Source organism: Mycobacterium sp. SMC-2, from assembly GCF_025263485.1.
Taxonomy (GTDB): domain Bacteria; phylum Actinomycetota; class Actinomycetes; order Mycobacteriales; family Mycobacteriaceae; genus Mycobacterium.
In genome coordinates, this window is the sequence record NZ_CP079863.1 from 2962478 (window position 1) to 2984048 (window position 21571).

The window sequence follows — 21571 nt, forward strand, 5'->3', positions numbered from 1 at the left end:
GCATGACCGCGACACAACTGGACGTCGACGCCATCCGTGCGGACTTTCCCATCTTGAAGCGCGTGATGCGCGGCGGAAAGCAGTTGGCGTACCTGGATTCCGGCGCGACGTCGCAGCGCCCAGTGCAGGTGCTCGACGCCGAGCGCGAGTTCTTGATCACCTCCAACGGCGCGGTGCATCGCGGCGCGCACCAGCTGATGGAGGAGGCGACGGACGCCTACGAGCGGGGCCGCGCCGACGTCGCCGCGTTCGTCGGCGCCGGCGCCGACGAGCTGGTCTTCACCCGAAATGCCACCGAGGCGCTCAACCTCGCGTCATACGTGCTGGGCGACAAGAGGTCCGACCGGGCCGTCGGCGAGGGCGACGTCATCGTGACCACCGAGCTCGAGCACCACGCGAACATCGTGCCGTGGCAGGAGCTGGCCCGGCGCAGCGGCGCCACGCTGCGCTGGTACGGCGTGACCGACGACGGGCGCATCGACCTGGACTCGCTGGAACTCGACGAGCGCGTGAAAGTCGTTGCCTTCAGCCATCATTCGAACGTCACCGGCGCGGTGGCGCCGGTGGCCGAACTGGTCGGCCGCGCGAAGGCGGTGGGCGCCGTGACGGTGCTGGACGCCTGCCAGTCGGTGCCGCACCAGCCGGTCAACCTGCACGCGCTGGACGTCGACTTCGCCGCCTTCTCCGGACACAAGATGTTGGCCCCCAACGGGGTCGGCGTGCTCTACGCCCGTCGCGACGTGCTGTCGGAACTGCCGCCCTTCCTCACCGGCGGGTCGATGATCGAGACGGTGACCATGGAGGCGTCGACCTACGCGCCGGCACCGCAACGGTTCGAAGCCGGCACGCCGATGACCTCCCAGGTCGTCGGGTTGGGCGCGGCCGCACGGTATCTGGGCGCCATCGGCATGGAGGCGGTCGAGGCGCACGAGCGCGACCTGGTCGCCGCGACCCTGGCGGGCCTCTCGGGCATCGAGGGCGTGCGGATCGTCGGGCCGACCGTCATGGAAGACCGCGGGTCGCCCGTCTCGTTCGTCGTCGACGGTGTGCACGCCCACGACGTCGGCCAGGTGCTCGACGACGACGGCGTCGCGGTGCGCGTGGGGCATCACTGTGCGATGCCGCTGCACCGCCGGTTCGGCCTGGCGGCCACCGCCCGGGCGTCGTTCGCGGTGTACAACACCGCCGACGAGGTCGAGCGTCTGGTGGCCGGCGTGCGCCGCGCGCTCGAATTCTTTGGGAGAGAATGACAGTGCGCCTCGAGCAGATGTATCAGGACGTGATCCTCGACCACTACAAGCATCCGCAGCACCGCGGGCTGCGGGAGCCGTTCGGCGCGCAGGTCCACCACGTCAACCCGGTCTGCGGTGACGAGGTGACCCTGCGGGTCGCGCTGTCCGAGGACGGTCAGCGCATCGCGGACGTGTCCTATGACGGCCAGGGCTGTTCGATCAGCCAGGCGGCCACCTCGGTGCTCACCCAGCAGGTGATCGGTCAGACGGTGCGCGAGGCGCTGAACACCGTCGCCGCGTTCACCGAAATGGTGTCCTCGCGCGGCACCATCGAAGGTGATGAGGACGTCCTGGGCGATGGGATCGCGTTCGCCGGAGTGGCCAAGTATCCGGCCCGGGTGAAATGCGCTCTGCTGGGGTGGATGGCATTCAAGGACGCATTGGCCCAGGCCTGCTCAGACAGGGGCGCGGACTTCGAGGAGGAGGAAGATGAGCGAGACCGCCGCACCGGGTGACGAGTTTATTGCCGACCTCGAGGAGGCGATGCGCGACGTCGTCGACCCCGAATTGGGCATCAATGTCGTCGACCTCGGACTGGTCTACGGGCTCAACGTGGAAGAGGGCGAAGACGGAACCGTCGCCCTGCTCGACATGACGTTGACCTCGGCGGCCTGCCCGCTGACCGACGTCATCGAGGACCAGTCCCGCAGCGCGCTCGTCAGCAGCGGTCTGGTCGACGACCTGCGGATCAACTGGGTGTGGAACCCGCCGTGGGGCCCGGACAAGATCACCGACGACGGTCGCGAGCAACTGCGCGCCCTCGGCTTCACCGTCTGAACCCCCCACCCGGGGACGGTCAGAACGCCTGTTCCGAAACGCGCATGATGTCGTCGTCGATGGACTCGATGACTTTCCGCAGCGAGGTGAGCTTCGGCAGCATGTTCTTGGCGAAGAACGCCGCGGTCGCCACCTTGCCCCGATAGAACGACGCATCCTTTCCGGTCGCATCTGCCAGCGCGGCGTGCGCGATACCGGCCTGCACCAGCAGCCGCCAGCCGATGAGCAGATCACCGACCGCGAGCAGATAACGCACCGATCCGAGCCCGACTTTGTAGATCTCGGTCGGGTGTTGCGCGGCCGACATCAGGTATCCGGTCAGGGCACCAGTCATGGCCGTGACCTCGTCGAGCGCGGTCTGCAGCAGCTCGGCCTGCGGTTTGAGCGCCTCGTCGCAGGCATCGATCGTCGCGGTGATCTGCGCGGTCACGAACTGCAGGGCCTCGCCGCGGTCGCGAACGATCTTGCGGAAGAAGAAGTCCAGCGCCTGAATGGCCGTCGTGCCCTCGTAGAGCGAGTCGATCTTGGCGTCCCGGATGTATTGCTCGAGGGGATAGTCCTGTAGGAAGCCCGAACCGCCGAGCGTCTGCAGCGACTCGGTCAGGACTTCGTAGGCACGTTCCGAGCTCACGCCTTTCACGATCGGCAGCAGTAAGTCGTCTACGCGGTGCGCCATGTCGTGATCTGCGCCCGAAACACGTTGCGCCACAGCGTCGTCCTGGTGTGCGGCGGCATACAGGTACAGTGCCCGCAGACCCTCGGCGTAGGCCTTCTGCGTCATCAGGCTGCGACGCACGTCGGGGTGGTGGATGATGGTCACCCGCGGCGCGGTCTTGTCCGCCATCTGGGTGAGGTCCGCACCCTGCACCCGCTCTTTGGCGAAGGCCAGCGCATTCAGGTAGCCCGTGGACAGCGTGCCCGCCGCCTTCACCCCGATCGTCATGCGTGCGTGCTCGATCACCGTGAACATCTGCGCGATCCCATTGTGTACGTCACCGACCAGGTAACCGACCGCGGGCACGTCCGTTGCGCCAAAAGTCAATTCGCATGTCGGGGAGGATTTGATCCCCATCTTGTGTTCCAGCCCGGTGGCGAAAACGCCGTTGCGCGCGCCGAGTTCGAATGTCTCTGGATCGAACAGGAATTTCGGCACGTAGAACAGGCTCAGCCCCTTGGTGCCCGGGCCCGCGCCCTCCGGCCGGGCCAGCACCAGATGGAAGATGTTCTCGGCGGTGTCGCCCACGTCCCCACCAGAAATGAACCGCTTGACGCCCTCGATGTGCCAGGTGCCGTCGGGTTGCGCGATGGCCTTGGCGCGGCCGGCCCCGACGTCCGAGCCCGCGTCGGGTTCGGTGAGCACCATGGTGGCCGCCCAGCCGCGCTCCACACCCTCCGCCGCCCAGCGCCGCTGTTCTTCGTTGCCCTCGACGTAGAGGGCCTGCGCCATCAGTGGACCCAGGCTGAAGAAATTAGCAGAAGGGTTGGCGCAGATGATCATTTCGTTGACGGCCCAGGCCAGCGGCGGCGGCGCGGCCATGCCGCCGATCTCTTCGTCGAGCATCAGTCGCCACCAGCCGGCCTCCTTGATGGCCTCCACCGTCTTGGCCAACTCGTCGGACACGCTGATCGCGTGCTCGGCCGGGTCGAAGACCGGCGGATTGCGGTCGGCGAAGGCGAAGGTTTCGGCCACCGGGCCTTCGGCCAGGCGAGCGGCCTCGGCCAAGATGGTTCGAGCGGTTTCCTCGTCGAGGTCGCTGAAGCGCCCGTCGCCCAGCACGGCGCCCACGTCGAGCACTTCGAACAGGTTGAACTCGAGATCACGGACATTAGCGATGTAGTGGCCCAACGCGATTCCCTCACTGGTCCCTGAGGCGGCGGATCGTCCGCTCAGTGTGTCCGACGTGGGAAAACGTACGCAACCGTAACCTACGGCGGGCCGCGGGCGGGTTACGCGCCGGCGTCTTCGCGGCGAACCGCGCGCAAGCCAGCTTCCGGTGCGCCGGCTTCGCCGCCCGGGAACATGACGTCGGGTTCCGGCGTTACGGCAAATGTGACAACACTCGATCTCACCGCTGAGAAGTTCAACGAAACCATCGAGGGCAACGACATCGTGCTCGTCGATTTCTGGGCGTCCTGGTGCGGGCCGTGCCGCCAGTTCGGCCCCACTTTCCAGGCGTCCTCGGAGAAGCACCCCGACATCGTGCACGCCAAGGTCGACACCGAAGCCGAACAGCAGCTGGCCGCGGCCGCCCAGATCCGGTCCATCCCGACGCTGATGGCCTTCAAGAAGGGCAAACTGCTGTTCAACCAGGCCGGGGCGTTGCCGCCGGCGGCTCTCGAAGACCTGGTGCAGCAAGTCAGGGCGTTCGACGTCGACGCCGCGCAGGCCGGGCAGGCCGAATAGCGCAGACCCTGGGCGGGTGGCTGATTGCTAACCCCTATCTGACCACTAGCGCTGCTCGTGGCCCAGTCTGACCTAGTTATGCGGTCAGCATGTGGTGTCCGCCCGCGATCGAGCGTCTGCGCCGCGTTGTGCATCTCCACTAGTAGCCAGGTGATGCGGCTATCCGATTGGGCACGTCTAAAGCAAGCCGGCGGTGATCATCCCATCGCCATGACGGCGCCATGATCAACGTTGCGCCGCAGCAATCGGCGTGCCGAAGACAGCTAACTCACTAGGGCTCGACCTCTCCGCGGGATGGCGCAGAAGATCCGTCGATGTTGACTCATCAAGCCGGGTGTTGGGTCGTTGTGGGTGGCTTTGTCGTCGGCTTGGTTGTCGGCGGAGCCGTTGTGGGCTTGGTTGTCGGCGGAGCCGTTGTGGGCTTGGTTGTCGGCGGAGTCGGTTTGGTTGTCTTCGGCGTAGTTACCGTAGGTTTGGTTGTTGCTGGCGGGTGCGTGGTGGGCGGAGTTACCACCGATGTGGTTTGGTCACGGACGCACCTTTCCGGGTTGTGCTCGCAGTGATACCCGGGGGGACAGCCGACGCACTGGGGCGTCGGTTCAGGTGGTGTACCTCCGCTCGGGAGAGGATCACAGACACCGTCGCCGTCCAAGTCAACGCAGGGGATCTTCTTCTCCCCGGAAGCTGTGCGCCAATCGTTCCCGACATACTCCACCCAGATTGGCGGGCTAACGCGTGAACCGAAGATGATGCTGGTTCGGGTGCTCTTGGTGGTATGGGGTGTGCCTTTATACACTGAATACCTGATCCAAGGCCCGGTGAGACCGGCTATTGCCGGGTCGGATTCCTTCGCCAGGTAATCCGGTGCCGCGAGCGCGATGTGACCATATTCCGTCTTGCCCGGAATGCTATGCGAAGACGCGATAACAAACTCACCCTGATTTGCTAAATCCGTTATTTCTTGCCCGGGATCGATACCCACGCCGACTTGTCGCCAGCCAGTTTTGAGCGGATCTTTGACCGCTTGAGCCAGGAACTCGTTGATTTTATCAGCAGTACGCAACTTTTCGTCTGCCGATCCATCGTAATAACGGTCCCTGAAATAGGGGATATCCAATATCTTTCCGACCGCGCCTAAATACCAGTTACAGGCTTGCAAGGAATATGGTGCATACGGTGCTTCGGAAGCTTGCGAGATGGCCCCCTCTAGCGATTGACGTCTCAACCTTTTCGCAAGTGCGGCAGCCTCTTGGTAGGGGACTTTCCGATTGTTCTCCCATGAGATAACAACGAAACAAGTCTCAGGTGGCGGAGTGGCCTGCATATCAGCCTCGCACAACTGAACGGCATCAATTAACCGGCCCGCGTGCTTTCTATCTGCAGCCGGTCCGTTTTCCGCGCTCGGCGTACCTTTCGTCGGCTCGTTGCGACTACATGCGACGGGCATCACCAGTCCGGCCACCGTCACTATCGCACCCACGAGCACAACGATCGCGCGGACACTCAAGATATCCCCCCTAGGCTTTTATCTGGACAAGTCATTGAGTTGTTGAACAAACGACAGGCTTCTTCTTGAATGCTTGGTGAAGCGTACCTAGGCAACCTACAAGCTTGCCCGGTCGGGGATCAATACCGCATGTAAACCTGTTCGAGGCCGAGATCCACACGTATCTGTTAAAAGAGAATCCAACAGGGCCACGGCAACTAAAAGGGTCTTTTGGCCTCAAAGCGATCGAATCAGCGACCGTATGGAGCGGCCTTGGCGCGGGACATAGCGCCGGCGTCAGGTGAGGTCGAAGTCTGCCCCCGGGACTGCCCACCCCACACGCTAGGTTGCTTGGGTGAGTCTCGTACTGGTGGAGCACCCGCGGCCCGGCGTTGCGCTGATAACCCTCAATCGCCCCGAGCGGATGAATTCCATGGCGTTCGACGTCATGGTGCCGCTCAAGGAGGCCCTGGAGAAGGTCACCTACGACAACGAGGTGCGCGTCGTCGTGCTGACCGGGGCGGGCCGGGGGTTCTCCTCGGGCGCCGACCACAAGTCCGCGGGCGCGGTGCCCCACGTCGAGGGGCTGACCCGGCCGACCTACGCGCTGCGCTCCATGGAACTCCTCGACGAGGTGATCCTGGGGCTGCGGCGCCTGCACCAGCCGGTGATCGCCGCAGTGAACGGGCCGGCCATCGGCGGTGGGCTGTGCTTGGCGCTGGCCGCCGACATCCGGGTGGCCTCGACCGGCGCGTACTTTCGCGCGGCGGGCATCAACAACGGCCTGACCGCCAGCGAACTGGGGCTGAGCTACCTGCTGCCCAGGGCCATCGGATCGTCACGGGCGTTCGAAATCATGCTGACGGGCCGCGACGTCACCGCCGAGGAGGCCGAGCGCATCGGGCTGGTGTCGTGCCAGGTGCCCGGGGAGCAGCTGCTGGACACCTGCTACGCCATCGCCGCGCGCATAGCGGCGTTCTCGCGGCCGGGAATCGAATTGACCAAGCGCACACTGTGGAGTGGACTGGACGCCGGTAGCCTGGAAGGGCACATGCAAGCCGAAGGCTTGGGACAGCTATTCGTCCGCCTGCTCACCGCCAACTTCGAAGAAGCGGTTGCCGCGCGCGCCGAGCGGCGGCCCCCGGTGTTCACCGACGACAAGTAACCGACCAACTCAGGAGAGCGAATGTGATCACGGCCACGGACCTCGAGGTCCGCGCTGGTGCGCGCATCCTGCTCTCGCCCGACGGCCCGGACCTGCGCGTGCAGCCGGGCGACCGCATCGGGCTGGTCGGCCGTAACGGCGCGGGCAAGACGACCACCCTGCGCATCCTGGCGGGGGAGACCGAACCGTACGCCGGATCCGTGACCCGTTCCGGTGAAATTGGTTATCTGCCACAGGATCCCAAAGAGGGCGACCTCGACGTTTTGGCCCGCGACCGCGTCCTGTCGGCGCGCGGCCTGGACGTGCTGCTCACCGACCTGGAGAAGCAACAGGCGTTGATGGCCGAGGTCGCCGACGACGAGGCCCGAGACCGCGCCATCCGCCGTTACGGGCAGCTGGAGGAGCGGTTCGTCGCGCTGGGCGGCTACGGCGCGGAGAGCGAAGCCAGCCGCATCTGCGCGAGCCTCGGCTTGCCGGACCGCGTCCTGACGCAGAAGCTGCGCACGCTCTCCGGTGGGCAGCGCCGCCGGGTGGAGCTGGCGCGCATCCTGTTCGCCGCGTCCGACACCGGTGCGGGCTCGTCGACCACCCTGCTGCTCGACGAGCCCACCAACCACCTGGACGCGGATTCGGTTGGCTGGCTGCGGGATTTCCTGCGGGCCCACACCGGCGGGCTGGTGATCATCAGCCACAACGTCGAGTTGCTCGCCGATGTCGTGAACCGGGTGTGGTTTCTGGACGCCGTGCGCGGCGAGGTCGACGTCTACAACATGGGCTGGCAGAAGTACCTGGACGCCCGGGCCACCGACGAACAGCGGCGCCGCCGTGAGCGCGCCAACGCCGAACGCAAGGCCGCCGCGTTGCGCACGCAGGCCGCGAAGCTGGGCGCCAAGGCCACAAAGGCCGTTGCGGCCCAGAACATGTTGCGCCGCGCCGACCGGATGATGGCCGCGCTCGACGAGGAACGGGTCGCCGACAAGGTGGCCCGGATCAAGTTCCCCACCCCGGCCCCGTGCGGGCGCACGCCGCTGGTGGCCAAGGGGTTGAGCAAGTCGTACGGCTCGCTGGAGGTGTTCAGCGGCGTCGATCTGGCCATCGACCGCGGCTCGCGGGTGGTGGTGTTGGGGCTCAACGGTGCGGGCAAGACCACGCTGCTGCGCTTGTTGGCCGGCACCGAGGAGCCCGACACCGGCGCGTTGGAACCCGGACACGGTTTGCGCATGGGCTATTTCGCGCAGGAGCACGACACGCTCGACAACGACGCGAGCGTGTGGGAGAACATCCGGCACGCCGCACCCGATACGGGTGAGCAGGATCTGCGCGGCCTGCTGGGTGCGTTCATGTTCAGCGGACTCCAGCTCGGCCAGCCGGCGGGGACCCTGTCGGGCGGGGAGAAAACGCGGCTGGCGCTGGCCGGTTTGGTGGCGTCGACGGCGAACGTCCTGCTGCTCGACGAACCGACGAACAACCTCGATCCCGCCTCGCGCGAACAGGTGCTCGACGCGCTGCGCAGCTACCAGGGCGCGGTGGTGCTGGTGACGCACGATCCGGGAGCGGCCGAGGCCCTCGACCCGCAACGCGTCGTGCTACTGCCCGACGGCACCGAGGACTTCTGGTCCGACGAATACCGGGACCTCATCGAACTCGCCTGACTTCCGGTGCGGGCTTTTCTCCCAAATCCGCCCGCGGCGGACGGCGGGTTCCTACTCTAGGTGCTTGCGATCGTGTTCAGCCGCGGAGGTCATCCATGAAAAGGACGCTGCGAAGGTCGAAGAAGACGCGCGAGCAGCTGTTGTTCGAGCTGCGCAACGCCTACGAGGGCGGGGCCAGCATCCGCACGCTGGTCGCTTCCACCGGCAGGTCTTACGGATCGATTCACAGCATGCTGCTGGAATCCGGCACCACGATGCGCAGCCGGGGCGGTCCCAACCGCACCTCGCGATCCGCACGCGTATAGCGTCACGCCCGCGGCCCAGAGTCGTTGCGCCGCACCGACTTCTCCACCAGGTCGAGCACGGCGGACAACCGCCGCGGATCTTCGCCTGATGCCAGCCGGGCCACCAGGCCGTCGAGCACCAACTCCAGATAGCACTGCAAGACGTCGCCGGGAACGTCGTCGCGCACCCGCTGCGCCTCCTTCTGCCGGCGTAGCCGATCGGTGGTCGCCGCCGCCAATTCCGCGGACCGCTCCGCCCAGCCGCGGCTGAAGTCGGGGTCATTGCGCAGCTTGCGCGCAATCTCCAGCCTGGTGGCCAGCCAGTCGAACTGGTCGGGCGCGGCGAGCATGTCGCGCATCACCTGGATGAGGCCCTCGCGCGACGCGACGTCGGCCATCCGTTCGGCGTCCTCGTGCGCCAGCGCGAAGAACAGCGCATCCTTGTCCCGGAAGTGGTGGAAGATCGCTCCGCGCGACATCCCGATCGCCTTTTCCAGCCGCCGCACCGTGGCCCTGTCGTAGCCGTATTCGGCGAAGCAGTGCCGGGCACCGTCGAGGATCTGGCGGCGGCGAGCCGCCAGATGGTCCTCGCTGACTTTTGGCACAGTGCGGGTTACGACTTCAGCATGTTGCGCAGCACGTACTGCAGGATGCCGCCGTTGCGGTAGTAGTCGGCCTCCCCGGGCGTGTCGATGCGCACCACGGCGTCGAATTCGACCGGATTCCCACCGTCCTTGGTGGCCTTGACGTGCACGGTCTTTGGCGTCTTGCCGTCGTTAAGCGCCTCGATGCCGGTGATGTCGAACACTTCGGTGCCGTCCAGCCCCAACTCCGTAGCGGACTTGCCCTCGGGGAACTGCAGCGGGATCACGCCCATGCCGATCAGGTTGGAGCGGTGGATGCGTTCGAACGACTCGGCGATCACCGCCCGCACGCCGAGCAGCAGCGTGCCCTTGGCCGCCCAGTCGCGCGAGGAGCCGGACCCATATTCTTTGCCACCCAGCACCACCAGTGGAATGTTCTGCGCCGCATAGTTTTGCGCCGCGTCGTAGATGAACGCCTGCGGAGCGCCGTCCTGGGTGAAGTCGCGGGTGTAGCCGCCGGCGACATCGTCGAGCAACTGGTTGCGCAGCCGGATGTTGGCGAAGGTGCCGCGAATCATCACCTCGTGGTTGCCGCGCCGGGAGCCGAAGGAGTTGTAGTCCTTGCGCTCGACGCCGTGCTCGTCGAGGTATTGCGCGGCCGGGGTGCCCGGCTTGATGGCGCCGGCGGGGGAGATGTGGTCGGTGGTCACCGAATCCCCCAGCAGCGCCAGCACCCGCGCGCCGGTGATGTCTTTGACCGGCTCCGGGTCGGCCGACATGCCCTCGAAGTAGGGCGGCTTGCGCACGTAGGTCGAATCCTGGTCCCACTCAAAGGTATTGCCGCTTGGGGTGGGCAGGTTGCGCCACCGCTCGTCACCCTTGAACACGTCGGCGTAGTTCTTGGTGAACATCTCCTGGCTGATCGCCGAGGCGATGGTGTCGGAGACGTCCTTCTGCGACGGCCAGATGTCCTTCAGGAAGACGTCGTTGCCGTCTTTATCCTTGCCCAGCGGCTGGTTTTCGAAGTCGAAGTCCATGGTCCCCGCCAACGCGTAGGCGACCACCAGCGGCGGTGACGCGAGGTAGTTCATCTTCACGTCGGGGTTGATGCGGCCCTCGAAGTTCCGGTTGCCCGAGAGTACGGCCGCCACCGACAGGTCGTTGTCGTTGATCGCCTTGGAGATCTCGTCGGGCAGGGGGCCGGAGTTGCCGATGCACGTGGTGCAGCCGTAGCCGACGAGGTAGAAGCCGAGCTTCTGCAGATACGGCCACAGGCCGGCCTTGTCGTAGTAGTCGCTGACCACCTGCGAGCCCGGAGCCATGGAGGTCTTCACCCACGGCTTGGACGCCAGCCCCTTCTCGACTGCGTTGCGCGCCAACAGCGCCGCACCCAGCATCACCTCGGGGTTGGAGGTGTTGGTGCACGACGTGACGGCCGCGATCACCACCGCGCCGTGGTCGAGGACGAACTCGCCCCGCTCGTCGGACTTCACCGTCACCGGGTTGCTCACCCGGCCCTTGGCGTGCCTGGCGGCCGACTCCACCGGTTTGTGGTCGTCTGCGTGACCGTTGGTCAACGCCCCCGGGTCGCTCGCGGGGAACGTCTCGTCGACCGCCTCGTCGAGCTTGGAGTACTCCGTCTTGTCCGGGTCGTCGCCGACGTAGTCGCCGATCTGCGCACGGAACGTGGACTTGGCTTCCGACAACGGAATTCGGTCCTGCGGGCGCTTCGGTCCGGCGATCGACGGCACCACGTCGGACAGGTCGAGTTCGAGGTATTCGGAGAAGGCCGGCTCGTGCTTGGGGTCGTGCCACATGCCCTGCTCTTTGGCGTACGCCTCGACCAGCGCCAGCTGCTGCTCCGAGCGGCCGGTGAACCGCAGGTAGGAGATGGTCTCCTCGTCGATCGGGAAAATCGCTGCGGTGGAACCGAATTCGGGGCTCATGTTGCCCAGGGTGGCGCGGTTGGCCAGCGGCACCTCGGCCACGCCCTCGCCGTAGAACTCGACGAACTTGCCGACCACGCCGTGCTTGCGCAGCATCTCGGTGACCGTCAGCACCACGTCGGTGGCGGTGACACCCGGCTGGATCTCACCGGTCAGCTTGAACCCGACGACCCGCGGGATCAGCATCGACACCGGCTGACCGAGCATCGCGGCCTCGGCCTCGATGCCGCCGACGCCCCAGCCCAGGACGCCCAGCCCGTTGACCATCGTGGTGTGCGAGTCGGTGCCCACGCAGGTGTCGGGGTAGGCCACCCCGTCGCGTTCCATCACGACGCTGGCGAGGTACTCGATATTGACCTGGTGCACGATGCCGGTGCCCGGCGGCACCACCTTGAAGTCGCGGAATGCGCCCTGCCCCCATCGCAAGAACTGGTAGCGCTCCCCGTTGCGCTGGTACTCGATCTCCACGTTGCGCTCGAAGGCGTCGGCGGTGCCGAACAGGTCGGCGATGACCGAGTGGTCGATCACCAGGTCGGCCGGCGCCAGCGGGTTCACTTTTTCCGGTTTGCCGCCGAGATCACCGATGGCCTCGCGCATGGTGGCCAGGTCCACGATGCACGGCACGCCGGTGAAGTCCTGCATCACGACGCGGGCGGGCGTGTACTGGATCTCAATGCTCGGCTCCGCCTTGGGATTCCAGTTCGCGATGGCCTCGATGTGGTCTTTGGTGATGTTGCTGCCGTCCTCGTTGCGCAGCAGGTTCTCGGCGAGGACTTTGAGGCTGTAGGGGAGTTGCTCGGTGTTGGGTACGGCGTCGAGACGATAGATCTGATAACTCTTGTCGCCGACCTTGAGGGTGTCGCGTGCGCCGAACGAGTTCACGGAATCTTCTTTAGTCACTTCAACTCCCGGGATTAAGTTCTTCCACCGACGGGCCGTGTCGGCGATGCGGTGCTACTTTAACAGTACGCTTGTCCTGCATTAAGCGGGGCGCCCATGGTTTCAGTCTTATCGCGTATCTCGGCGGTTTAAACCCCCGGGAATCAAGTCGCGTACGGTGCCTGTAGCGCTACGGCAGGAGGGACACCATGACCTTGCACCCGGTCCTACCCGTCTACATCCCGCAAGACGTCGACATGGCCGCGATCAAGGCGCAGGTCGCCGCCGACGGCGTCAGCGCGCCGCCCGCGGCGATGCCCGGGCTGCTCGACGTGGTCAACCAGGCGCACGCGCACGGCATCAACCTCAAGATCGTGCTGCTCGATCACAACCCCCCGAACGACACCCCGCTGCGCGACATCTCCACCGTGGTCGGCGCCGACTACCACGACGCGACCGTCCTGACGCTGAGCCCGAACTACGTCGGGAGCTACAGCACGCAGTTTCCGCGGGTCACGCTGGAGGCCGGCGAGGACATCGCCAAGACCGGTAACCCCGTCGTCTCCGCACAGCACTTCGTCGGCGAGCTGGAGGGCTCCGAATTCCCCTGGACGGGGCTCACCATCTTCTTGCTGATCGCGGTGCTCGCGGCCGCCGCCGGCACCCGGCTTTTGCAGGTGCGCGCGCGGCGGTCAGCAACGCGGCCGGACTCGTCCGGAGCCGACATGGTGACGCCCACCAATACCGCTTAACCACTTCTGTCGGCCCGAGCCGGAGTCGTCCGGCGATAGCCGGTCGCCTTCGCGGCAAACCGCTAGGTCACCGTTCGGTCACATTAAACGCACGTAGAGAGTGCGATTTCGGCGGAGCGTTTGCACGCCCAATAGTGTGACGTACGGTGCAAATGATGCTGGTGATGTCTTTGGCGCCCTTAATGAATTCTGTGGCCGGCGCCGCCCGTCGCGTTGAGCCGTAGGAGACCTGAGTCGAATGAGACGCACACGCCGGGGCTCGGTTGCGCAGCCGGTCGCGAGACTGGTGCGCCCGGTCGTGCCGTCCCTCCTCAGCGTGGCCCTGCTGCTTTGTACGCCGGGGCTGGCACACGGCGACCCGGCGGCCGACAGCTTGGCCGGCCTGATCGCCAACGTCGCCAAGGCCAACCAACGCCTGGAGAATTTGAGCGCCGAAATCCAGACGCAACAGGAGAGCGTCAACAAGGCCCTGGTCGACGTCGAAGCCTCCCGCGACGCCGCCGCCGCGGCCCAACACGACCTGGAGACCAGCCAGCAGGCGGTCCAAGACGCCAACGCCGCGATCGCCGCGGCGCAGCGGCGGTTCGACACGTTCGCGGCGGCCACCTATATGAATGGCCCGTCGAGCGGTTACCTGACCGCGCGTAGCCCCGACGACATCATCGCCACCGAGGCCGCTGCCAAGACCCTGTCCGCGAGCTCCCAAACCGTGATGGCCAAGCTGCGGCGGGCACGCACCGAACAGGTGAACAAGGAATCGGTGGCGCGGCTGGCCAAGCAGCAAAGCCGACAAGGCCGCCGCGGACGCCAAGGCCAGCCAGGACGCCGCGGTGGCGGCGCTGACCGACTCCAAGCGCAAGTTCGATGAACAACGCGAACAGGTCATTCGCCTGGCCGCCGAACGCGACGAAGCCCAGGCCAAACTCGAAGCGGCCAAACGGCAATGGGCGACGAGCCGGGGCGGGGCCGGGTCGTCGGGCGACCGGTGGGAGACCGGCTCGCCGGACGCGCCGGCACCGCAGGCCGGGGCGCGCCGATGGGACGGCGTCTGGGACCCCACGCTGCCGATGATCCCCAGCGCCAACGTCCCCGGTGACCCGATCGCGGTCATCAACCAGGTGTTGGGCATCTCGGCCACCTCGACGCAGGTCACCGCCAACCTGGGCCGCAACTTTTTGCAGCAGCTCGGCATCCTCAAGCCCGACGACACCGGCATCACCAATGCGTCCCCCGGCGCGACGGCAGGGCGGATCCCGCGGGTCTACGGGCGGCAGGCCAGCGAGTACGTGATCCGTCGGGGCATGTCGCAGATCGGCGTGCCGTACTCGTGGGGCGGCGGCAACGCGGCCGGCCCCAGCAAGGGAATCGACTCCGGCGCGGGCACGGTCGGCTTCGACTGTTCGGGACTGGTCCTGTATTCGTTCGCCGGGGTGGGCATCAAGCTGCCGCACTACTCGGGCTCGCAGTACAACCTCGGCCGCAAGATTCCGTCCTCACAGATGCGCCGCGGCGACGTCATCTTCTACGGCCCGGGCGGCAGCCAGCACGTGACGATCTACCTCGGCAACGGCCAGATGCTCGAGGCGCCCGACGTCGGTTTGAAGGTCCGTGTCGCGCCGGTGCGTACCAGCGGCATGACGCCCTATGTGGTCCGCTACATCGAGTACTGAACGAGGAGCCATGCGCCACAAGCGGATTCGTCTGATCAACTTCGCCTGGATCACGACCGTGGTGACCGGGCTGATGTTGTCGGTGGCCGTTTCCGGGCCCGCCCCCGCCACGGCCGACCCCGGCGCGTGGGATCCGACCCTGCCGGCGATGATCAGCGCCGGCGCCCCCGGAGACCCGCTTGCGGTCGCCAACGCCTCGCTGCAGGCCACCGCGCAGGCCACCCAAACGACGATGGACCTGGGCAGGCAATTCCTCGGCGGCCTCGGAATCAACATCCTGGGAGATCCCGCGCCCACCGCGGCCACCCCCACCAACCCCGGCGGCAAGATCCCGCGCGTCTACGGCCGGCAGGCGATCGAGTACGTGATCAAGCGGATGGGGTCGCAGATGGGCGTTCCCTACTCGTGGGGCGGCGGCTCGCTGGACGGTCCGAGCAAGGGCGTCGGCGACGGCGCCAACATCACCGGCTTCGACTGCTCGGGCTTGATGCGCTACGGGTTCGCCGGGGTGGGGGTGCTGATCCCGCGATTCTCCGGCGACCAGTACAACGCCGGTCGGCACATTCCGCCCGACCAGGCCAGGCGCGGCGACCTCATCTTCTACGGCCCGAACGGCGGCCAGCACGTGACGATGTATCTGGGCAACGGCCAGATGCTCGAGGCGTCCAGCCTGGCCGGCAAAGTCACCGTCAGCCCGGTTCGCAAGCCCGGCATGACGCCGTTCCTGACTAGGATCATCGAGTACTGATCCAGGTTTGGGCGCCCGGATAGATCCCAGGCGCCGGCCGCCAGCGTCGACGGAATCCGGCGGGCCTGGAATAGTTGGACGCGGGCACGTCGCGGCCCCACGGCAGTGGTGGTTCAAGCAGTCGTGTCCGAATGAGCTGTGGAGGGTTATTGATGACAGCAGCAGGTGGGCCGCCTCCGGGCGCCAGTGGTTACTCGGGCCCGGGTGGTCCCGCCGGCTCGCCGGCCCATGAAGCGCCGTCCGGCGGCGGTAATGGCCTGGCCGCCGAGGTCCACACCCTCGAGCGGGCCATCTTCGAGGTCAAGCGGATCATCGTCGGCCAGGACCAGCTCGTCGAGCGGATGCTGGTCGGCCTGCTGTCCAAGGGCCATGTCTTGCTCGAGGGTGTCCCCGGCGTCGCGAAGACGCTGGCCGTCGAGACCTTCGCCAAGGTGGTGGGCGGCACGTTCGCCCGCATCCAGTTCACGCCCGACCTGGTGCCCACCGACATCATCGGTACCCGCATCTACCGGCAGGGCCGCGAAGAGTTCGACACCGAGCTCGGCCCGGTGGTGGTGAACTTCCTGCTTGCCGACGAGATCAACCGCGCCCCGGCGAAGGTGCAGTCGGCGCTGCTGGAGGTCATGCAGGAACGCCACGTGTCGATCGGCGGCAAGACCTTCCCGCTGCCCGACCCGTTCCTGGTGATGGCGACGCAGAACCCGATCGAGCACGAGGGCGTGTACCCGCTGCCCGAGGCCCAGCGCGACCGCTTCCTGTTCAAGATCAACGTCGGCTATCCAAGCCCCGAGGAGGAGCGGGAGATCATCTACCGGATGGGTGTGCGGCCGCCGGAGCCCAAGCAGATCATGAACACCGGCGACCTGCTGCGGCTGCAGGACATCGCGGCCAACAACTTCGTCCACCACGCGCTGGTCGACTACGTGGTGCGCGTCGTGACCGCCACCCGCTATCCCGAGCAACTCGGCATGAACGACGTCAAGACCTGGATCTCGTTCGGTGCATCCCCGCGCGCCTCGCTGGGCATCATCGCCGCGTCCCGGTCGCTGGCGCTGGTGCGCGGCCGCGACTACGTGATCCCGCAGGACGTCGTGGACGTCATCCCCGACGTGCTGCGGCACCGCCTGGTGCTCACCTACGACGCGCTCGCCGACGAGATCTCGCCGGAGATCGTCATCAACCGGGTCCTGCAGACGGTGGCCCTGCCTCAGGTCAATGCCGTTCCGCAGCAAGGGCAGTCGGTGCCCCCGGTGATGCAGGCCGCCGGCGCGGCTAGCGGTCGGTGACCAACGCTGGATCCGCCGGGGGCAAGCCCGCGGCTATCGCACATCCGCCCTCGATGCAGCGCGGGCAGATCGTCGACCCGAAGCTGGCCGCGGCGCTGCGGCAACTCGAGCTGACGGTCAAGCGCAAGCTCGACGGTGTCCTGCACGGCGACCATCTCGGCCTGATCCCGGGACCGGGCTCCGAGCCGGGGGAGTCGCGCGAGTACCAGCCCGGCGACGACGTCCGGCGGATGGACTGGGCCGTCACCGCGCGCACCACGCACCCCCACGTCCGGCAGATGATCGCCGACCGCGAGCTGGAAACCTGGCTGGTGGTCGACATGTCGGCCAGCCTGGACTTCGGCACCACGGTGTGTGAGAAGCGGGACCTGGCGGTGGCGGCCGCGGCCGCGATCACGTTCCTCAACAGCGGCGGCGGCAACCGGCTCGGCGCGCTGATCTCCAACGGCCAGACGACGATCCGGGTCCCGGCGCGCTCCGGGCGGCAACACGAGCAGACGCTGCTCCGCACCATCGCCACCACCCCCCGGGCGCCGGTCGGCGTGCGCGGCGACCTGGCGACGGCCATCGACGCGCTGCGCCGGCCGGAACGCCGCCGCGGCATGGCGGTGATCATCAGCGACTTCCTGGGTCCGATCAACTGGATGCGACCGCTGCGGGCGATCGCGGCCCGGCACGAGGTGCTGGCCGTCGAGGTGCTCGACCCCCGGGACGTCGAACTGCCCGACATCGGCGACGTCGTGTTGCAGGACGCCGAGTCCGGGGTCACCCGCGAATTCACCATCGACGCCCAGTTGCGCGACGATTTCGCCAAGGCGGCCGCGGCGCACCGCGCCGAGGTGGCGCGCACGGTCCGCAGCTGCGGGGCGCCGATCCTGACCTTGCGCACCGACCGCGATTGGATCGCCGACATCGTGCGTTTCGTCGAGTCCCGCCGGCGCGGTGCAATGGCGGGGCGGCAGTGACATTGCCGCTCCTCGGCCCGATGTCGTTGTCGGGCTTCGCACATTCGTGGTTCTTTCTGTTCCTGCTCGTCGTCTTCGGGCTGGCCGCGCTCTACATCGTCATGCAGGTGGCGCGGCAGCGGCGCATGCTGCGGTTCGCCAACATGGAGCTGCTGGAAAGCGTCGCCCCCAAGGGCCCGCCGAGGTGGCGGCATGTGCCGGCCATCCTGCTCGTCGCGTCGCTGGTGCTGTTCACCATCGCGATGGCGGGGCCCACCAACGACGTCCGCATTCCCCGCAACCGCGCGGTGGTGATGCTGGTGATCGACGTGTCGCAGTCGATGCGTGCCACCGACGTGCAGCCCAACCGGATGGCGGCGGCGCAGGAGGCGGCCAAGTCGTTCGCCGATGAGCTGACCCCTGGCATCAACCTCGGGCTGATCGCCTACGCGGGGACCGCGACGGTGCTGGTCCAGCCGACCACCAACCGCGACGCGACCAAGAACGCACTGGACAAGCTGCAGTTCGCCGACCGCACCGCCACCGGGGAAGGCATATTCACCGCGTTGCAGGCCATCGCCACGGTCGGCGCGGTGATCGGGGGCGGCGATACGCCGCCGCCCGCGCGCATCGTGTTGTTCTCCGACGGCAAGGAGACGATGCCGACCAACCCGGACAACCCGAAGGGCGCCTTCACCGCCGCGCGCACCGCCAAGGACCAGGGCGTGCCGATCTCGACGATCTCGTTCGGCACCCCGTACGGCTTCGTCGAGATCAACGACCAGCGCCAGCCGGTGCCCGTCGACGACTCCACGATGAAGAAGGTCGCCGAGCTTTCCGGCGGGAATTGGTACAACGCCGCTTCCTTGCAGGAGCTCAAAGCCGTGTACGCGACGCTGCAGCAGCAGATCGGCTACGAGACCATCAAGGGCGACGCCAGCGTGGGCTGGCTGCGGCTCGGCGCTGTGGTGCTGGCGCTGGCGGCGCTGGCGGCGCTGCTCATCAACCGCCGCCTGCCGACGTAGCTCTCCCCTTGGCCCGCTCTCCCCTTGGCCCGCGAGCGTAGTCAGGCTGCGATTTTGGGCCCTCGATTTCGCGGTGTGGTTACGCTCGCGAAGCGCGCGCCTGACCCACCCGACGAATCACGTCGAGGGGATGGTCCTCCGCTACCACCCGGACCACAATCCATCCCAGCCGCTGCAGCCTTTCGAGTCGCCGGATGTCCTTCACGTACTGGTAGCGGCTGGACCGGTGCTGGTCTCCGTCGTATTCGACCGCGAGCTTGATGTCCTCCCACCCCATGTCCAGGTAGGCCTCGATCCAATTCCATTCGTTGCGTACGGCGATCTGCGTCTGCGGCCGTGGAAATCCCGCCTCGATCAGCAAGAGGCGCAGCCAAGTCTCCTTGGGCGATTGTGCCCCACCGTCGACGAGTTCGAGGGCGGCGCGAGCGCGCTTCATGCCCCGCCGTCCCCGGTACCGGTCCACTAGTAGCTCGACGTCGGCCATCTTCAAATCCGTCGCCTGTGCGAGTGCGTCGATGGCTGCGACTGCGACACCCAGCCGGCAACGCCTGGCCAAATCGAGCGAAGTTCGCGCCGGCGTGGTGATACGCATGCCCTCGACGACGGCAATCTCGTCGGCTTCGATTCGCTCCTCCCACACCTCGACTCCGGTGCTGGGGCTGCGGTTGGTGTCGATGACCGCCGCGGCCAATGTCGCATCAATCCACTTTGAGCCGTGCATCGCCGAGGCGGAGAAGCCGGCCAGGATGCCGCGCCGCCGCGACCGCAGCCACGCCGCCTTCGCCCGCAACACCGCCGTCAGCTCGGCGTCTCTCGGCACGTACACGTCCTTGTGCAGCGCTACATACCGACTGCGCAGCTCATAGGGGGTCAATAAGCCGGCAGCGAGGGCTTCACTGCCCAGGAACGGGTCCGCCATGGCCGAAAGTGTGCTGAGCCACACCGACAAAGCCTCGCGAGCGTAACCGCACTGCGAAAACCCGGTCCGGAAATCGCAGCCTGATTACGCTCGCGACGAGGCGATTGCAGCGGTGCCAACCTGAGGCGATAGGTTGTCGGGGTGACTGACACGGCCACTGAGAACACCACCGAAAGTGCTGCCCACGGCGGCAAACCCGCATTCGTATCCCGCTCGGTCCTGGTGACGGGCGGAAACCGGGGCATCGGTCTGGCGATCGCGCAGCGGCTGGCTGCCGACGGCCACAAGGTGGCGGTCACGCACCGCGGATCCGGGGCGCCCGAGGGGCTGTTCGGCGTCGTGTGTGACGTCACCGACAACGAGGCCGTCGACCGCGCGTTCAAAGAGGTCGAGGAGCACCAGGGCCCGGTCGAGGTGCTGGTATCCAACGCCGGCATCTCCAAAGACGCCTTCCTGATCCGGATGACCGAGGAGCGCTTCGAGGAAGTCATCGACGCGAACCTGACCGGGGCGTTCCGGGTGGCGCAGCGGGCGTCGCGCAGCATGCAGCGCAAGCGGTTCGGCCGCATCATCTTCATCGGGTCGGTGTCCGGCATGTGGGGCATCGGCAACCAGGCCAACTACGCGGCCGCCAAGGCCGGCCTGATCGGCATGGCCCGCTCGATCTCCCGCGAGTTGTCGAAGGCCGGGGTGACCGCCAACGTGGTCGCCCCCGGCTACATCGACACCGAGATGACCCGCGCGCTGGACGAGCGGATACAGGCGGGCGCACTGGAATTCATCCCGGCCAAGCGGGTCGGTACCGCCGAGGAGGTCGCCGGGGCGGTCAGCTTCCTGGCGTCCGAGGATGCGAGCTACATCGCCGGTGCGGTCATCCCGGTCGACGGCGGCATGGGCATGGGCCATTGAGTTCAACCACGACACAAGGACATTAAGGACGGACATGGCAGGACTGCTCGACGGCAAACGGATTCTCGTCTCCGGGATCATCACCGACTCGTCGATCGCGTTTCACATCGCCAAGGTCGCCCAGGAAGCCGGGGCGCAGCTGGTGCTGACCGGGTTCGACCGGTTGCGGCTGATCCAGCGCATCGCCGACCGGCTCCCTGAGAAGGCCCCGCTGATCGAACTCGATGTGCAGAACGAGAAGCATCTGGATACCCTCGCCGAGCGAGTGACGGCCGAGATCGGTGAGGGCAACAAGCTCGACGGCGTGGTGCACTCGATCGGCTTCATGCCGCAGACCGGGATGGGCATCAACCCGTTCTTCGACGCGCCGTACGAGGATGTCTCCAAGGGCATCCACATCTCCGCGTATTCGTATGCCTCGCTGGCCAAGGCGTTGCTGCCGATCATGAATCCCGGCGGGTCCATCGTCGGCATGGACTTCGACCCCAGCCGGGCCATGCCGGCCTACAACTGGATGACGGTGGCCAAGAGCGCGCTCGAATCGGTCAACCGGTTCGTCGCCCGCGAGGCCGGCAAGTTCGGGGTGCGGTCGAATCTCGTTGCGGCGGGGCCTATTCGGACGCTGGCAATGTCGGCGATCGTGGGTGGTGCCCTCGGCGAGGAGGCCGGCGCGCAGATGCAACTGCTGGAAGAGGGTTGGGACCAGCGGGCGCCGATCGGCTGGAATATGAAGGACCCGACGCCCGTCGCCAAGACCGTGTGCGCCCTGCTTTCCGACTGGCTGCCGGCCACCACCGGCACCATCATCTTCGCCGATGGTGGCGCCAGCACGCAGTTGCTTTAGCCCAC

18 protein-coding genes and 1 pseudogene are annotated in these 21571 nt (G+C 66.7%); 15 read left to right on the top strand and 4 right to left on the bottom strand.

Annotated features, from left to right (window positions below):
- Positions 1-2: 2 nt before the first annotated feature.
- From KXD96_RS14190 to KXD96_RS14200, 3 genes are read left to right on the top strand one after another with little or no spacing between them, the layout of a single operon-like run.
- On the top strand, positions 3-1250 hold the full coding sequence (locus KXD96_RS14190; protein WP_260745144.1) for a cysteine desulfurase: 1248 nt from the start codon (positions 3-5) through the stop codon (positions 1248-1250).
- Complete coding sequence (sufU, locus tag KXD96_RS14195) at positions 1247-1747, top strand: Fe-S cluster assembly sulfur transfer protein SufU (RefSeq protein ID WP_260745145.1); 501 nt, start codon at positions 1247-1249, stop codon at positions 1745-1747. The genes KXD96_RS14190 and sufU overlap by 4 nt, the downstream gene beginning before the upstream one ends.
- Entirely contained in the window at positions 1722-2069 is a 348-nt protein-coding gene (locus KXD96_RS14200) for a metal-sulfur cluster assembly factor (protein ID WP_260745146.1), read from the top strand. The genes sufU and KXD96_RS14200 overlap by 26 nt, the downstream gene beginning before the upstream one ends.
- A 19-nt stretch (positions 2070-2088) precedes the next feature.
- Here the strand turns inward: KXD96_RS14200 and KXD96_RS14205 are convergent, their stop codons facing one another.
- Positions 2089-3915, bottom strand: coding sequence for an acyl-CoA dehydrogenase (locus tag KXD96_RS14205; RefSeq protein ID WP_260745147.1), 1827 nt, complete (start codon positions 3913-3915; stop codon positions 2089-2091).
- A gap of 204 nt (positions 3916-4119) precedes the next feature.
- Here KXD96_RS14205 and trxA point away from each other — a divergent pair, with 204 nt between their 5' ends.
- The 4 genes from trxA to KXD96_RS14225 all read left to right on the top strand — a co-directional run bounded on the left by trxA (position 4120) and on the right by KXD96_RS14225 (position 9081).
- A complete protein-coding gene (trxA, locus tag KXD96_RS14210; protein WP_260745148.1) occupies positions 4120-4473 on the top strand; it encodes a thioredoxin in 354 nt (117 codons plus the stop codon).
- A 1841-nt stretch (positions 4474-6314) separates the two neighbouring features.
- The gene (locus KXD96_RS14215; protein WP_260745149.1) at positions 6315-7124 is read left to right on the top strand and encodes an enoyl-CoA hydratase; all 810 of its coding nucleotides are present in this window, start codon (positions 6315-6317) and stop codon (positions 7122-7124) included.
- A 23-nt stretch (positions 7125-7147) separates the two neighbouring features.
- Positions 7148-8776 (top strand): ABC-F family ATP-binding cassette domain-containing protein, encoded by a 1629-nt coding sequence (locus tag KXD96_RS14220; RefSeq protein ID WP_260745150.1) that lies wholly within the window; start codon positions 7148-7150, stop codon positions 8774-8776.
- A 107-nt stretch (positions 8777-8883) separates the two neighbouring features.
- Positions 8884-9081 (top strand): helix-turn-helix domain-containing protein, encoded by a 198-nt coding sequence (locus KXD96_RS14225; RefSeq protein WP_260745375.1) that lies wholly within the window; start codon positions 8884-8886, stop codon positions 9079-9081.
- 2 nt (positions 9082-9083) lie between these two features.
- On the opposite strand, the gene KXD96_RS14230 is transcribed toward KXD96_RS14225, so the two are convergent.
- The gene (locus KXD96_RS14230; protein WP_260745151.1) at positions 9084-9665 is read right to left on the bottom strand and encodes a TetR/AcrR family transcriptional regulator; all 582 of its coding nucleotides are present in this window, start codon (positions 9663-9665) and stop codon (positions 9084-9086) included.
- An 8-nt stretch (positions 9666-9673) separates the two neighbouring features.
- Positions 9674-12490 (bottom strand): aconitate hydratase, encoded by a 2817-nt coding sequence (locus KXD96_RS14235; protein WP_260745152.1) that lies wholly within the window; start codon positions 12488-12490, stop codon positions 9674-9676.
- Between the two features lie 188 nt (positions 12491-12678).
- Here KXD96_RS14235 and KXD96_RS14240 point away from each other — a divergent pair, with 188 nt between their 5' ends.
- The 6 genes and pseudogenes from KXD96_RS14240 to KXD96_RS14265 all read left to right on the top strand — a co-directional run bounded on the left by KXD96_RS14240 (position 12679) and on the right by KXD96_RS14265 (position 18894).
- Entirely contained in the window at positions 12679-13221 is a 543-nt protein-coding gene (locus KXD96_RS14240) for a DUF6676 family protein (RefSeq protein ID WP_260745153.1), read from the top strand.
- 238 nt (positions 13222-13459) lie between these two features.
- Positions 13460-14891, top strand: a pseudogene (ripA, locus tag KXD96_RS14245) (NlpC/P60 family peptidoglycan endopeptidase RipA).
- Positions 14892-14901: 10 nt separating this feature from the next.
- Positions 14902-15639, top strand: a complete 738-nt coding sequence (ripB, locus tag KXD96_RS14250) for an NlpC/P60 family peptidoglycan endopeptidase RipB (protein ID WP_260745154.1) — start codon at positions 14902-14904, stop codon at positions 15637-15639.
- A gap of 152 nt (positions 15640-15791) precedes the next feature.
- On the top strand, positions 15792-16925 hold the full coding sequence (locus KXD96_RS14255) for a MoxR family ATPase (RefSeq protein WP_260745155.1): 1134 nt from the start codon (positions 15792-15794) through the stop codon (positions 16923-16925).
- A gap of 53 nt (positions 16926-16978) precedes the next feature.
- The gene (locus KXD96_RS14260) at positions 16979-17890 is read left to right on the top strand and encodes a DUF58 domain-containing protein (protein WP_260745376.1); all 912 of its coding nucleotides are present in this window, start codon (positions 16979-16981) and stop codon (positions 17888-17890) included.
- The gene (locus KXD96_RS14265; RefSeq protein ID WP_260745156.1) at positions 17887-18894 is read left to right on the top strand and encodes a VWA domain-containing protein; all 1008 of its coding nucleotides are present in this window, start codon (positions 17887-17889) and stop codon (positions 18892-18894) included. Before KXD96_RS14260 ends, KXD96_RS14265 begins: the two co-directional genes overlap by 4 nt.
- A 79-nt stretch (positions 18895-18973) precedes the next feature.
- On the opposite strand, the gene KXD96_RS14270 is transcribed toward KXD96_RS14265, so the two are convergent.
- On the bottom strand, positions 18974-19813 hold the full coding sequence (locus tag KXD96_RS14270; RefSeq protein ID WP_260745157.1) for a DUF559 domain-containing protein: 840 nt from the start codon (positions 19811-19813) through the stop codon (positions 18974-18976).
- 141 nt (positions 19814-19954) lie between these two features.
- Between KXD96_RS14270 and fabG1 the strand changes: the two genes are divergently transcribed.
- Together fabG1 and inhA are read left to right on the top strand one after the other, a co-directional pair.
- A complete protein-coding gene (gene fabG1, locus KXD96_RS14275; RefSeq protein WP_260745158.1) occupies positions 19955-20722 on the top strand; it encodes a 3-oxoacyl-ACP reductase FabG1 in 768 nt (255 codons plus the stop codon).
- 34 nt (positions 20723-20756) lie between these two features.
- Positions 20757-21566, top strand: a complete 810-nt coding sequence (gene inhA, locus KXD96_RS14280; protein WP_260745159.1) for an NADH-dependent enoyl-ACP reductase InhA — start codon at positions 20757-20759, stop codon at positions 21564-21566.
- The last annotated feature ends 5 nt before the right edge of the window (positions 21567-21571 follow it).

Coding starts and splice junctions, on each gene's coding strand:
- KXD96_RS14190 (WP_260745144.1), top strand. CDS start 3: ATGACCGCGACACAACTGGACGTCGACGCCATCCGTGCGGACTTTCCC.
- sufU (WP_260745145.1), top strand. CDS start 1,247: ATGACAGTGCGCCTCGAGCAGATGTATCAGGACGTGATCCTCGACCAC.
- KXD96_RS14200 (WP_260745146.1), top strand. CDS start 1,722: ATGAGCGAGACCGCCGCACCGGGTGACGAGTTTATTGCCGACCTCGAG.
- KXD96_RS14240 (WP_260745153.1), top strand. CDS start 12,679: ATGACCTTGCACCCGGTCCTACCCGTCTACATCCCGCAAGACGTCGAC.
- ripB (WP_260745154.1), top strand. CDS start 14,902: ATGCGCCACAAGCGGATTCGTCTGATCAACTTCGCCTGGATCACGACC.
- KXD96_RS14255 (WP_260745155.1), top strand. CDS start 15,792: ATGACAGCAGCAGGTGGGCCGCCTCCGGGCGCCAGTGGTTACTCGGGC.
- KXD96_RS14260 (WP_260745376.1), top strand. CDS start 16,979: ATGCAGCGCGGGCAGATCGTCGACCCGAAGCTGGCCGCGGCGCTGCGG.
- KXD96_RS14270 (WP_260745157.1), bottom strand. CDS start 19,813: ATGGCGGACCCGTTCCTGGGCAGTGAAGCCCTCGCTGCCGGCTTATTG.
- inhA (WP_260745159.1), top strand. CDS start 20,757: ATGGCAGGACTGCTCGACGGCAAACGGATTCTCGTCTCCGGGATCATC.